This is a genomic window from Eikenella longinqua (assembly GCF_001648355.1).
In the GTDB taxonomy this organism is placed as follows: domain Bacteria; phylum Pseudomonadota; class Gammaproteobacteria; order Burkholderiales; family Neisseriaceae; genus Eikenella; species Eikenella longinqua.
Genome location: NZ_LXSL01000021.1, coordinates 49,578 through 62,194 on the forward strand (window position 1 = coordinate 49,578; position 12,617 = coordinate 62,194).

The 12,617-nt window shown below is 58.5% G+C and carries 16 protein-coding genes; 6 read left to right on the forward strand and 10 right to left on the reverse strand.

Annotation, left to right across the window (positions count from 1 at the left end):
• The first annotated feature begins 130 nt into the window (after nt 1-130).
• Nucleotides 131-310 (forward strand): hypothetical protein, encoded by a 180-nt coding sequence (locus tag A7P95_RS06400; protein ID WP_156503530.1) that lies wholly within the window; start codon nt 131-133, stop codon nt 308-310.
• 35 nt (nt 311-345) lie between these two features.
• On the opposite strand, the gene A7P95_RS06405 is transcribed toward A7P95_RS06400, so the two are convergent.
• The 6 genes from A7P95_RS06405 to A7P95_RS06430 all read right to left on the reverse strand — a co-directional run bounded on the left by A7P95_RS06405 (nt 346) and on the right by A7P95_RS06430 (nt 4,742).
• Nucleotides 346-1,113: a lysophospholipid acyltransferase family protein gene (locus tag A7P95_RS06405; RefSeq protein ID WP_067592849.1), complete on the reverse strand. Its 768-nt coding sequence runs from the start codon at nt 1,111-1,113 to the stop codon at nt 346-348.
• Entirely contained in the window at nt 1,113-1,670 is a 558-nt protein-coding gene (gene gmhB / locus A7P95_RS06410) for a D-glycero-beta-D-manno-heptose 1,7-bisphosphate 7-phosphatase (RefSeq protein ID WP_067592853.1), read from the reverse strand. The genes A7P95_RS06405 and gmhB overlap by 1 nt, the downstream gene beginning before the upstream one ends.
• A gap of 48 nt (nt 1,671-1,718) precedes the next feature.
• The gene (rfbC, locus tag A7P95_RS06415; protein WP_067592856.1) at nt 1,719-2,261 is read right to left on the reverse strand and encodes a dTDP-4-dehydrorhamnose 3,5-epimerase; all 543 of its coding nucleotides are present in this window, start codon (nt 2,259-2,261) and stop codon (nt 1,719-1,721) included.
• 270 nt (nt 2,262-2,531) lie between these two features.
• The gene (locus A7P95_RS06420) at nt 2,532-2,921 is read right to left on the reverse strand and encodes a DUF488 domain-containing protein (protein WP_067592859.1); all 390 of its coding nucleotides are present in this window, start codon (nt 2,919-2,921) and stop codon (nt 2,532-2,534) included.
• 102 nt (nt 2,922-3,023) lie between these two features.
• Entirely contained in the window at nt 3,024-3,452 is a 429-nt protein-coding gene (locus A7P95_RS06425; RefSeq protein ID WP_067592863.1) for a hypothetical protein, read from the reverse strand.
• A 96-nt stretch (nt 3,453-3,548) separates the two neighbouring features.
• On the reverse strand, nt 3,549-4,742 hold the full coding sequence (locus A7P95_RS06430; RefSeq protein WP_067592865.1) for an amino acid aminotransferase: 1,194 nt from the start codon (nt 4,740-4,742) through the stop codon (nt 3,549-3,551).
• Nucleotides 4,743-5,044: 302 nt separating this feature from the next.
• Between A7P95_RS06430 and A7P95_RS06435 the strand changes: the two genes are divergently transcribed.
• On the forward strand, nt 5,045-5,872 hold the full coding sequence (locus A7P95_RS06435; RefSeq protein ID WP_225748264.1) for a formate/nitrite transporter family protein: 828 nt from the start codon (nt 5,045-5,047) through the stop codon (nt 5,870-5,872).
• Between the two features lie 141 nt (nt 5,873-6,013).
• On the opposite strand, the gene nadD is transcribed toward A7P95_RS06435, so the two are convergent.
• Together nadD and ruvA are read right to left on the reverse strand one after the other, a co-directional pair.
• Nucleotides 6,014-6,634, reverse strand: coding sequence for a nicotinate (nicotinamide) nucleotide adenylyltransferase (gene nadD, locus A7P95_RS06440; RefSeq protein WP_067592867.1), 621 nt, complete (start codon nt 6,632-6,634; stop codon nt 6,014-6,016).
• Between the two features lie 225 nt (nt 6,635-6,859).
• Nucleotides 6,860-7,441: a Holliday junction branch migration protein RuvA gene (ruvA, locus tag A7P95_RS06445; RefSeq protein ID WP_067592870.1), complete on the reverse strand. Its 582-nt coding sequence runs from the start codon at nt 7,439-7,441 to the stop codon at nt 6,860-6,862.
• 101 nt (nt 7,442-7,542) lie between these two features.
• Here ruvA and A7P95_RS06450 point away from each other — a divergent pair, with 101 nt between their 5' ends.
• Both A7P95_RS06450 and glmS read left to right on the forward strand, forming a co-directional pair.
• Nucleotides 7,543-8,010 (forward strand): NemA protein, encoded by a 468-nt coding sequence (locus tag A7P95_RS06450; protein ID WP_067592873.1) that lies wholly within the window; start codon nt 7,543-7,545, stop codon nt 8,008-8,010.
• A gap of 112 nt (nt 8,011-8,122) precedes the next feature.
• Nucleotides 8,123-9,964, forward strand: coding sequence for a glutamine--fructose-6-phosphate transaminase (isomerizing) (gene glmS / locus A7P95_RS06455; protein WP_067592875.1), 1,842 nt, complete (start codon nt 8,123-8,125; stop codon nt 9,962-9,964).
• Nucleotides 9,965-10,324: 360 nt separating this feature from the next.
• On the opposite strand, the gene A7P95_RS06460 is transcribed toward glmS, so the two are convergent.
• On the reverse strand, nt 10,325-10,600 hold the full coding sequence (locus tag A7P95_RS06460) for a hypothetical protein (RefSeq protein WP_067592877.1): 276 nt from the start codon (nt 10,598-10,600) through the stop codon (nt 10,325-10,327).
• A gap of 68 nt (nt 10,601-10,668) precedes the next feature.
• Nucleotides 10,669-12,012, reverse strand: coding sequence for a hypothetical protein (locus tag A7P95_RS06465; protein ID WP_218916361.1), 1,344 nt, complete (start codon nt 12,010-12,012; stop codon nt 10,669-10,671).
• 135 nt (nt 12,013-12,147) lie between these two features.
• Here A7P95_RS06465 and A7P95_RS06470 point away from each other — a divergent pair, with 135 nt between their 5' ends.
• Both A7P95_RS06470 and A7P95_RS11660 read left to right on the forward strand, forming a co-directional pair.
• The gene (locus tag A7P95_RS06470) at nt 12,148-12,348 is read left to right on the forward strand and encodes a hypothetical protein (RefSeq protein WP_067592883.1); all 201 of its coding nucleotides are present in this window, start codon (nt 12,148-12,150) and stop codon (nt 12,346-12,348) included.
• Nucleotides 12,345-12,617 (forward strand): hypothetical protein (locus tag A7P95_RS11660; protein WP_156503532.1); only part of this gene is annotated, 273 nt, incomplete at its 3' end. The genes A7P95_RS06470 and A7P95_RS11660, both read left to right, overlap by 4 nt.

Genomic DNA, 12,617 nt, shown 5'->3' on the forward strand with positions numbered 1-12,617 from the left:
TAAAAAAGGGAAAAGCAAGATACCGCAGGGCGGCGCAAAAAACAAGGCTTTGGAATAAAAAGCCGTTTCAGCGGCAGAAACGGGCGCGATGGCCGGCCGGGCGCAGGGAAAATGCCCGGTGCGGCGAAAGATGAATGATGACAAGAAATTAGCTAGAGCAGATACTGCAAAAACGGCTTGGGGCTACCTGAAAAAGGAAAGGGAAAACGAAAAAGGCTACCTGAAAAATGCCGGGGCTCAGTTTTCAGGTAGCCTTTTGCTTTCTGTGGCGGCAATGCGGTTTAGCCGATTATGGCGAATTAACTTCTGATACGGCATTAGCGCCGATGGAATCGCCGTTTGCCCTTATGCTGCGTTGTTTTGCTGCGGGCTGCCTTTGGCTTGGCCGGCATAGCAGGGGCCGCGGCCGGTGATGCGCGGCATTTGGCTTTCGATGGCGGCCTCGCAGGCGGCGGTGAGCTCGTTGATGCTGCCGGAATCGTGCTTGATCGGCGGGCAGATGACGACGCTGATTTCGCCGGGATGCTTGAGGAAGGAGTTTTTCGGCCAGAATTCGCCGCTGTTGAGCGCCACGGGCACGATGTCCATCTCCAAAAGCGTGGCGGTGCGGGCGGCGCCGCTTTTATAACGGCCTTTGCTGCCGGGCTTCACGCGCGTGCCTTCGGGGAAGATGGTGATCCAGAAGCCTTGGGCTTTGCGTTTGCTGCCCTGCTCGATGATTTGGGCGGCGGCCTGGCCGGGGTTGCGCCGGTCGATGCCGATGGTGCCGGCGAGCTTGAGCCCCCAGCCGAAGAAGGGGATGAGGAAGAGCTCGCGTTTGGCCACAAACACTTGCGGCGGGAAGATTTTTTGCATGGCGAGCGTTTCCCAGCCGGATTGGTGTTTGCAGCAGATGATGGCGGGGCCGGCGGGGATATTTTCGGCGCCTTCCACGCGGTATTTGAGGCCGACGATGTTTTCCAAGAGCCACATGAGCATCAGCGCCCAGCGGGTGGCGAGGGTGTGGATGCCGCGCGGGAAGGGGGCGGCCAGCACCAGCACGACGAACAGGGGCGGGGTGATGAGCGCCATCAGCAGCCAGTAGGCGAGGTTGCGTATCCAGAGTGAAAACATCAGGCCTCCTGTTCGGCGGCGGTTTGGTTGACGAGGTGTTGGGCGAAGGCGAGCAGGTCGTCGAACACTTGGGTGTTTTCAGGTAGTCCGCCGGCGGAGAGGGTTTTCTTGCCTTTGCCGGTGAGCACGAGCACGGGCTGGCCGCCCACGGCGTCAATGGCCTGCAAATCACGTAGGCTGTCGCCCACGAGGTAGACGCCTTGGGCGTCGGTGTTGAAGCGGTTGAGGATGTCTTCCACCATGCCGGGCTTGGGCTTGCGGCAGTGGCAGTGGTCGGCGTCGGTGTGGGGGCAAAACCAGATGCCGTCGATGCTGCCGCCGGCTTCATGGGCGAGGCGGTGCATTTTTTCGTGCATTTCGTTGAGGTCTTGCATGGAGAAGTAGCGGCGGCCGATGCCGGATTGGTTGGTGGCGATGGCCACGGTGTAGCCGGCCTGCTTGAAGAAGGCGACGGCGTCCATACTGCCGGGCAGGGGCACCCATTCTTCTTCGGATTTCACAAAGTCGTCGCGGTCTTGGTTGAGCACGCCGTCGCGGTCGAGGATGATCAGTTTCATGGCGGGATATTGGTTGGGGCTGGGTTGGGCGGGGGTTTCAGGTAGCCTTTAGCCGAACAGGGCGGCTTGGGCGAGGGCGCGGCCGGCGGCGTCTTTGGCGGAGAGCTGCGGCGGGCCGGCCAGCGGCCAGTCGATGCCCACGGCGGGGTCGTGCCAAAACAGGGTGTGTTCGTGTGCGGGCTGGTAGTAGTCGGTGCATTTGTACACGATTTCGGCGTGGCTGTCGGTTACGTAGAAGCCGTGGGCGAAGCCGGGCGGTATCCACATTTGGTAGCGGTTTTCGGCGGAGAGCACGGCGCCCACCCAATGCCCGAAGGTGGGCGAGGAGCGGCGTAAATCCACGGCCACGTCGAACACGCCTCCAGACACGACGCGCACGAGTTTGCCTTGCGGATGAACGGTTTGATAATGCAGGCCGCGCAATACGCCGTGCTCGGATCGGGAATGGTTTTCCTGCACGAAGGTGTGGTGGCCGATGTGTTGGCGGAACCAGTTGTCGTGGAAGGTTTCCATAAAGAAGCCGCGTTCGTCGCCGTGGATTTGCGGCTCGAGGATTTTAACGTCGGGCAGGGCGGTGTCGAAGATATTCATGCGGGTGTGTGCGGGGGAATTAGTGTGAAGGCGCTATTTTACCGAGAATGCGGGGGTTGAGGCTACCTGAAAAATGGGGCTTCGCCAAAGTGGGGCGTGGTTTGCGCCAAGCTGAAAACGGCGGATATTTTAGCTTTGCAGGAATTTGAGTGGCTCTTGTTAATTGTGTTGAAGCGGATGTTTTCAGGTAGCCTCTATTCACAGCAAAAGGCTACCTGAAAAATATCCGGCACAAAGCAGAATGCCTGCCAAGCTAAAAATGGCAACGCTTCAATCTGGTGCTGCCGCATCGCCGCCCCAATCGACTGTTTCCCAGCCGAGCACTTGCGCCAGCACGGAGAGGTGGCTCTGCTGCGGATGGCGCACGGCGGTGAGCAGCACGGTATCCGGCGCGGCGGCGAGCTGCTGCTTGAGCGCGAGCAGGGCGGCATGGGCGCTGCCGTGTTGCAGCTCTTCGGTGTAGCGGGCGGCGAATTCGGGGAAACGCTCTTGCGGCGCGGCGTGATACCAGCGGCGCAGTTCGGGGGAGGGGGCGATGTCTTTGAGCCACTGCACGGCGGCGAAGGTTTCTTTGCGGATGCCGCGCGGGTAGAGGCGGTCGCAGAAGATGGCGGGGGAGGAAGAGGGCATGTAGCCGTAGATGCGGCGGATGGCGGGCATGGCGGGGCTTTCTGCTGAGGGGCGGCGGGATGTTTTCAGGTAGCCTTTGCGCGGCTTGGGGCTACCTGAAAAATAGTTGGCACTGGCGGCGTGAAGCTGGCTCTAGAAATCGCAAATGCAGGACACTCGATCGTTTTCCAAACGTACCAGGAGGAAACAGTTATCCGAAGATTCTTCTTCAAAGGTTACGCTACAAGATGGCGTGATGGTTTGATTGTTTTCTTTGTTTCGGATGGTGAAGGTGATATTCAGCTTGCTTTTTTCTTCAAATTCAAGGAATGAGCGGCTCATATTGAAATTATATGTGTCGCTGTTGGGCGGGATGTCTTGGTTGATGATATAGGGTTTATTGTTGATTTCGAGTTTTTCCAGATATGGGGTGCCGGATTGGTTGTTGTGCAGCAGGTTGATGGAATAATACTTGCTTTGGGTGAGAGTGATCAGGAAATAGCCTGCTAATATCAGCAAGATGAGGGTTATCAGCAAACTCTTGATCAAGAGTTTGATATGGCTTCTGGCGGGTTTCTTCATGGTTTCCTCGGTGAGATTGGGCGCTTGGGGAAAAGGCTACCTGAAAACCAGTTCGCACCGTTTTCAGGTGGCCTTCTTATTCCAGCCTGCCTGCGGCTATTTCAACACTTCGGCAAAGGCGTTGGCCACGTAGTCGATATTCTTCTCGTTCAGGCCGGCCACGCACATGCGGCCGTTGCTCACCATATAAATAGCAAACTCTTTTTGCAGCCGTTCCACCTGCTCGGGCGAAAGGCCGGTGAAGCTGAACATGCCGCGCTGTTTGGTGAAGTAGCCGAAATCGCGGCCGGGCACTTTGGCGCTGAGCACTTCTTGCAGGCGGCTTCGCATGGCGCGGATGCGGTCGCGCATTTCATACACTTCGCCTTCCCATTGCTTAAACAGGTCTTCGTTGTTCATCACGCCGTCCACCACGGCATTGCCGTGCGAGGGCGGGCTGGAATAGATGCGGCGCACGGTGAATTTGAGCTGGCCGAGCACGAGCTTGGCTTCTTCGGCGCTGGGGCAGGCCACGGAAAGGCCGCCCACGCGCTCGCCGTAGAGCGAGAGGTTTTTGGAGAAGGAGCTGCTCACAAACACGGGCAGGCCGAGCTCCACGGCGCGGCGCACGGCATATACGTCGCTTTCCATGTCGTCGGCGAAGCCTTGGTAGGCGATGTCCATGAAGGGGATGAGTTTTTTCTCTTTGATGATGCCCAGCAGCTCGTCCCACTGCTCGCGGGTGAGGTCTACGCCGGTGGGGTTGTGGCAGCAGGGGTGCAGGATGAGCACGTCGTTTTCGTTCAGCGTGCGGAAGAAATCTTTCATTTCTTGGAACTTCACGCCGATGGTGGCCGGGTCGTAGTAGGGGTATTTGCCCACTTCGAAGCCGGCGCCTTCAAAGATGCTCACGTGGTTGCCCCAGGTGGGGTTGCTCACGTAGCACTTGGCCTGCGGAAACCATTCGCGGATGAAATCGGCGCCCACGCGCAGCGCACCGGAGCCGCCGAGCGATTGGATGGTGGCGATGCGGCCTTCTTTCACGGCGGGGTTGTCGGCGCCGAACAGCAGTTTTTGGCAGGCGGCGCGGTAGGCGGGCGTGCCTTCCATCGGCAGGTAGCCGCGCGGACGCGGGGTTTCGGCCAGGGCGCGCTCGACGGTTTTCACGCACTCAAGCACGGGCAGGCGGCCTTCGCCGTCGTAGTAAACGCCTACGCCGAGATTGACTTTCTCGCTGCGCGGGTCTTGGTTGTATTTCTCCATCAGGCCGAGGATGGGGTCGCCGGGGTAGAACTCAACGTGCTGGAACATGGTGGTCTTCCTTGAAATTCGTTGGGGAAAGGGGAAAAACGGGCGGAATGAAACGGCGCGATTTTACGCCGGTTTGCAATCAAGAGGCTACCTGAAACGGCGGCGGTGCACAACAGAGATTCTCGCATCGGACAGGAAAATTCTGCCGCGCCGTGCCGGATTATTTCGAGTGAAACGATGCTAAATCAAACAAAGCGCAAATAAATCCGCAAAACGGTTTGCACAGCTGCATGGTTTTCAGGTAGCCTTGCGTGCCGGCCGAAACCATGCGGCCGAAGCGCGATATCAAACACATATTCACAATGGATTTGCAGCAATTTAAGGGAGGGTTTATGCAGGGTTCGACGTTTGTTTCCGCCATTGAATACAACTGCCGCAAGAAATCGGCGCTGTTCGACGGCAATAAGGCCAAATATGCCGTGCGCTCGATGTATGCGGGGGTGATCCTCACGCTGGGCACGGCGGCGGGCGTGGTGGCGGCGGATACGCTCAATATGGTGCACCCTGCGCTGGGGCGCTTTGCTTTTCCGTTTATGTTTGCCTGGGGGCTGGTGTATATCCTTTCGCTCAACGCGGAACTCACCACTTCCAATATGATGTATCTCACCGCCGGCACGTTTCTGAAAAAAATCAAATGGCACAAAGCGTTGGCAATTTTGATGTATTGCACGCTTTTCAACCTGCTCGGCTCGATGCTGGCCGCCTGGCTGTTTGACCAAACCAGCGCGTTTGCCGGGCTGAATGTGCACAATTACCTGCCCAGCCTGGTGGAACACAAACTGGAGCGGGGCAGCCGGCTGGTGTTGTTTGAAGGGATCATGGCCAATCTGTATGTGAACGTGGCGGTGATGGCCTATCTGCTGCTGAAAGACCAGATGGCGAAAATCGTGGGCGTGTTTGCGGCGGTGTATATGTTTGTGTTTCTGGCCAACGAACACGTGGCGGCAAACTTCGCTTCTTTCTCGCTGGTGGCGTTCAACCCGATTGCCGGCGAGGTGGGGCATTTTGAAATGCTGAATATTCTGCGCCATTGCAGCATCGCTTTCTTTGCCAACTGGGTGGGCGGCGGCCTGCTGATCGGCCTGCCTTATGCCTTCTTGAATAAGGATGAGGAGCGGTATGTGGATTGATGTGGTGGATAAATGCACTTCCGCTACTGTTAAAAAGGATGTGATGAAAAAAAGCGGCCTGCGGGCTGCTTTTTTGTTGGGTGCGGGTTGGGGAAGTTTTTTCAGGTAGCCTTTCGTGCCGGAGGGGCTACCTGAAAATATTTATCGGGCGCGTGGCGGGATGTGGTAGAGATGGTGTTGGCGGATGTAGGCGAGCACGGTGGGGGGAAGGTCGGGGCTGGTGCCGCTGGCGGCGAGCTGTTGGCGGATTTGGGTGGAGCTGGCGGGCAGGGGGGCGGCTTGCAGGATATGCAGCCGGCCTTGCGGCAGGGCTTCGGCCAGCCAGGCTTGCAGCGGGGCGGGGGCTTGGGCGAGGCTGGTGGCGAGGCGGTGGGCGGCGGCGATGCGGCATTGGCGCACGAGGTTTTGCCAGCGGTGCCAGGTGTGCAGTTGCAGCAGGCTGTCCATGCCGATGAGCAGCCAGATTTCAGCAGCGGGAAAGTGCTGGTGGAAGATTTGCACGGTGTCGTGGGTGTAGGTGGCGCCTTGGCGGACGATGTCGCAGTCGCTCACGGCGAAGCGGGGGTCGGCTTGGGCAGCGATTTCGACCATGGCGAGGCGGTGGGCGGCGGGGGGGTGGGGGGGGGTTTTGTGGTAGGGGGCGCCGGCGGGCAGGAAGATGACGCTGCTGAGGCGGAGCTCGTCGGCAAAGCTGCGGGCGATGTGCAGGTGGCCGCTGTGGATGGGGTCGAAGGTGCCGCCGAAGAGGCCGATGCTGGGCATGGTGGGTTCCTGTGGGGGTGGGTTTGGTTCGGGTGGTTTGGGATGTTGGGGCTACCTGAAAAATGTTGGGGTGTTTTCAGGTAGCTTTTGGCGGGATAAGGAGGCTACCTGAAAATGATCTGCTTGGATGGGTTTTGCTTGAAGCGGGTGTGCCGGTTGGGCAGAAATTTGCTTNGCTGGTTTCGTTTTCGCGGAGGCTTGGTTTTTCAGGTAGCCTTTATCTGTTTATTTCAGCAGGTTTTTCAGGGCAAGGCGCACGCCTTCGCCCACTTCGGTGCCGGGGGGGATGCCTTTGGTGGCGCTGCGGGCTTCTTTTTCGTTGTAGCCGAGGGCGAGCAGGGTGCTGACGATGTCTTCGCTGGTATCGCCGGCTTGGGCGGCGGGCTGGGCTTGGGCGCCACCGGAGGGGGCGAGCTTGCCGCGCAGTTCGAGCACCATGCGTTCGGCGGTTTTCTTGCCGATGCCGGGGGCGGAGGAGAGGCGTTTGATGTCTTCGGCGGCGATGGCGGCGGCGAGCTCGTCGGCGCTCATGGCGGAGAGGATGCCGAGCGCGGTTTTGGCGCCGATGCCGCTCACTTTGATGAGCTGGCGGAAGGTGTTGCGCTCGCTGTGGCTGCCGAAGCCGAAGAGGAGGTGGGCGTCTTCGCGCACGATGAGCTGGGTGTGCAGCGATACGGGCTGGCCCACGGGGGGCAGGGCGCAGAAGGTTTGCATGGATACGTCCACTTCGTAGCCCACACCGTTTACGTCAATCAGGATTTGCGGGGGGAGGGCTTCGATGAGTGTGCCGGAAAGTCTGCCGATCATGTGGGGCTACCTGAAAAATGGGAAAGCGGCATTATATCGGTTTCTCTATAAGTTATAATGGCGGCAGCGTGAATTTTTAACCGGTTTGGGAGGGAAATATCATGGAAAAACGTCATTTGGCCGCCTGCGTTTGCGCGGCTTGGCTGCTTGCGGGCTGCACCGGCAGCGATGTGATGCTGGGTTTGGGCTTCGGCGGCCGTCATTTCGGCATGGGAACGGGCTTGAGCATTCCGGTGGGCAGCCGCAGAAATGTGCAGGATTTGCGCGATCTGCGCATCATCGAAGAGCAGGTGCTGACTTATTTCGACGCGGAAGGTCGGCCTTCCAACGCGGCGGTGAAAGGCGGCTACTACCGCCAGCTCTTAAGCCGGCAGGGCGGCGGTTATCTGGTGCAGGATTTCTACGAAACCGGCCAGAAGCGCAGCGATGCCATGCTTCTGGCCCGCGATGCCCTTTACAATTTCCGCGCCCACCCGCAAAACGGCGTGCTCACCACCTATGCCATCAACGGCAATATCCTGTATCAGCAGAATTTTAGAGACGGGAAGATGGTGTCGGCATCGTATTGAGCGTGGGCTGAAATCAGCGCAACAGGCTGCCTAACCGGCAGCCTAGTTTGCTATAATCCGCCCGATTTGGCCGCTGCGGCGGCTGCGAATGAACAACAGTAAGGACTAAGCAATGTGCGGTATTGTGGGCGCGGTGCGCGCCAAGCAGAATGTGGTGGATTTTCTAACCGACGGCCTCAAGCGGCTGGAGTATCGCGGCTACGATTCTTCCGGCATCGCGGTGTGTGCGGCCAACGGCCGGATTGAGCGCGTGCGTCGCGTGGGTCGCGTGCAGCTGATGGAAGACGCGGCCAGGCAGGCCGGCATCTGCGGGCACATCGGCATCGGCCACACCCGCTGGGCCACCCACGGCGGCGTAACCGAGCCAAACGCGCACCCGCATATTTCAGGTAGCCTGATTGCGGTGGTGCACAACGGCATCATCGAAAACTTCGAAGAAGAGCGCGCTCGCTTGCAGGCTTTGGGCTATGTATTTGAATCACAAACCGATACCGAAGTAATTGCCCACAGCGTGCACCACGAATACACCGGCAACGGGCATCACCTGTTTGCCGCCGTGCAGACCGCCTGCGCGCGCTTCCACGGCGCCTATGCCATTGCCGTGATGGCGCAAGACAAGCCGGACGAGCTGGTGGTGGCGCGTATGGGCTGCCCGCTGCTGGTGGCGCTGGGCGAGGGCGAAACCTTTGCCGCTTCCGATGTTTCCGCCGTGGTGGCTTTCACCCGCCGCATCGTTTATCTGCAAGACGGCGACATCGCCGAGCTGGGCTGCGAAGGCATCCGCCGCCTGATCGACCGCAGCGGGCAGCCAGCCGTGCGCGAAGTGCGCGTGTCGGAGCTGTCGCTGGCTTCGCTGGAGCTGGGGCCATACAGCCACTTTATGCAGAAGGAAATCCACGAGCAGCCTAAGGCAATTGCCGATACGGCGGAAGTGTTTATTGGCGGTGGGTTTGAGCCGGAAAACTTCGGTGCTGCAGCGCGCGGTGTGTTTGAAAAAATCCGCAGCATCAAAATTTTGGCCTGCGGCACTTCCTATTACGCCGCGCTCACCGCCAAATACTGGCTCGAAGCCATCGGCAGGGTGCCCACCGATGTGGAAATCGCCAGCGAATACCGCTACCGCGAAGTGATTGCCGACCCCGAGCAACTGGTGATTACCGTGTCGCAATCGGGCGAAACGCTCGACACCATGGAAGCGCTGAAATACGCGCAATCGCTGGGGCAGCGGCACAGCCTGTCGGTGTGCAACGTGATGGAATCGGCGCTGCCGCGTGAGAGCGAGCTGGTGTTGTATACCCGTGCCGGCGTGGAAGTGGGCGTGGCCTCCACCAAGGCGTTTACCACGCAGCTGGTGGTGCTGTTCGGCTTGGCGGTAACGCTGGGCAAAATGCGCGGCCAGGTGTCGGACGGGCAGGCGCAGGTCTATATGGAAGAGCTGCGCCAGCTGCCCGGCAGCATCCAACACGCGCTGAATCTTGAACCGCAGATTACGGCTTGGGCATCCAAGTTTGCCGAGAAAAACAGCGCGCTGTTCCTCGGGCGCGGCATCCACTATCCGGTGGCCTTGGAAGGCGCACTAAAACTGAAGGAAATCACCTACATCCACGCCGAAGCCTACCCGGCCGGCGAGCTCAAACACGGCCCCTTGGCGCTGGTGGACGCGGATATGCCGGTGGTGGTGATTGCGCCGAATGACAGCCTGCTGGACAAGGTGAAGGCTAATATGCAGGAAGTGGGCGCGCGCGGCGGCGAGCTGTTTGTGTTTACTGATTTGGACAGCAATTTCCAGCCCAGCCCGGGTGTGCACGTGATCCGCACCCCGCGCCACATGGGCGTACTCTCGCCGATTGTGCACACGATTCCGGTGCAGCTTTTGGCCTACCACGCGGCGCTGGTGCGCGGCACGGATGTGGACAAGCCGCGCAATCTGGCAAAATCGGTAACGGTGGAATAGGCTGGCTAAACAAGGATTGGCCAAATGCAAACGGCAGTCTGGGAACGGAAAGTTCTCAGACTGCCGTTTTGGTTTTCAGGTAGCCTTTTGGTTTTCAGGTAGCCTTTTGGTTTTCAGGTAGCCTTTTGGTTTTCAGGTAGCCTTTTGGTTTTCAGGTAGCCTTTTGGTTTTCAGGTAGCCTTTTGGTTTTCAGGTAGCCTTTTGGTTTTCAGGTAGCCTTTTGGTTTTCAGGTAGCCTTTTGGTTTTCAGGTAGCCTTTTGGTTTTCAGGTAGCCTTTTGGTTTTCAGGTAGCCTTTTGGTTTTCAGGTAGCCTTTTGGTTTTCAGGTAGCCTTTTGGTTTTCAGGTAGCCTTTTGGTTTTCAGGTAGCCTTTTGGTTTTCAGGTAGCCTTTTGGTTTTGCTGCCAACAGGCAAAGGCGCATCCAGTTGTACCGTGCCGCCCGGCTGCACATCCTGTTCCGCATTCAGCGATACCGTGCAGCCCTGCCCGTGGGATAACACGCGCTCCGTGCCGTTCTCATTCAGCACCACCGCAATCTCGGTCGGTAGAAACACCTTAAAGCCGAACGGTAGGGCGGTGCTGCTGCCGTCGCCCAGATACACGTCGCTGCGCCTGCTTTCGCGTTCAATCGTCATAAAAAAAGACCCTCCGGAGTTACCGTGCTTATGGTAACTGCCGAAGGGTGCTTTTCGAGTGTACCTGGCTAGTTCTGCTCGTCGCTGAACATATCCAGCCCGCTCCAGTCGTCGAGCTGTTCGCCAGCCCGCAGCGTGCCGCGCACCGGCAGGCCGGTGGTCATGCTGATAAGGGTGGCCGTGTCGTACATTCCCTGCTCCAAAGACTGGCGGAATGCCGCCGTCCAAATGACCGGCTCCATGCTGTTGGCCATCGCCTGTTGTAGGAAGTAGGCGTTGCGGTTGGTCCAGTTCTGCGCCTTCTGATACCAGTTCGGGTTAATCAGCGTTTCTTGGATAAAGTCGTCCATCGCCGCGATTTCATTGTCCATGCGGCTGCGCATAAATTCCGAACGCTCGGCCACCGACTGCTGCATCGCTTTGCGGTTGGCCACAAAGTCCAACGCAGCCGCCGTCATGTAGCGGGTTTTCACTTTTACCCCGGCCAAGAGGAAGCCGGTAATCTGCTGCACGGAGTTCACGATATTGCCGAACATCAGCGCCATTCCCGCCCGCTGCCGCATCGCCGACCAAAAGCGGCTGAAACCGCCGTCCTCCTGAATCTTGGTTACGGTGCGCTGCTTGGCCGCCCGGTTCAGCCACGGCATCAGCATGGATTCCAAAGCCTTGTGCTGGTGGCGGTTCAGCTCCGGCGTAATATCGGAAAGCAGGCGGCGCACATCGCGCACCGGCACTTCCATATTCGAGAACAAGGCCACCTGTTCGGCGTGGCTCATCAGCCGCGCCAAATCCAACACCAGCGGTCGGTTGTATTCCACACGGGCCTTGGTAAAGCCTTTCGCCGTGGTCGGGAAGGCGTAATCCATATTCTCGTTTTCTTGCTTGGCCAGTTCGCGCATTTGCCCGTCCACCACCAAATCGGCATCAATCTGTGCCGGCACATAGCCGCCGCGAAACTCGCCCCACGGCGTTTGAATCGGGTTGGCGGCAATCTCGTCAAAGTAGTAGCCGAACACCTCGAAGTGCGCCTGCTGTGCCTTGGCTTTGCTCTGCTCCAGCAAATCCCACACTCCTTGCGCAAACTGCCAATGTCGCTCTTGAATAATGCCTTCCTCCTGCATCCGGTTGATAAACGCCTCCCAGCGCGCGGTATTCAGCTCGTCCGGCGTATCTTCGCCCCAGCCGCGCCCAATCAGCAGCTTGCGCAGGTTGCTTTCGTTGCCGCTGTGCAGCATCGCGTGTAGCACTTCGTTGAAAGTAAAGGTGTAATTGAGCTCGTGGCTGTGGATTTTCGGGCGGTCGAAGTCCTGCTGGATGGGTTCCAGCAGCTCCTTAAATCCTTGTTTAAATTCGTTGGTCTGCTTGCGGTAGGCTTCCGCGCCCTGCTTAATCGGGCGGTAGATGTAGTTCAAAAAGCCTTGGCCCATTGCTTCAGCCCAGCTTTCCACGCGGGTGGCGCTATACACCAGGCTGCGTAGATTCCAGTTAACGAACGCAAGGGGTGGGATGAGAAAGGCGAGCAGGAAGCGCGGGAAAACAGCATCCGTATGGGGCAAGACTTTATCGCTTCCGGCGGCTCGCCCGACCGACTGCCGGCAGCGATACAACAGGCCATCGGCCCGTCTGGAATGCAGGCGATGCGCGAGTATCAGTTCCGCTTGGAACAGGGCGAACAATCCCGCATGGAATACCGCTCGCGCCCGATTTACTACGACTTCCTTTATCACCCTGAAAAGCTGATGATATGAGTGAAGATCAAATCATGAACCTGTCGCCGGTAATCGGTTTGGATAAGGCTAACAACTTACTGGAACGCAAACGCCGGCAAGAGCGGGATGGCGACGGATCTGCGCCGAAGGTGGAAGCGGAGGTGCTGAAGCCATCAAAAGCGGCAAAGAAATCCCCGGCGTCAAACTCGAGAGCAGCGAAAGCCTGCGCATTAAATAACCAAGGAGTAAACCATGACCCAAGTATTTACCCAAATCCGCGACTGGGCAGAAGCCCGCAACCTTATCGA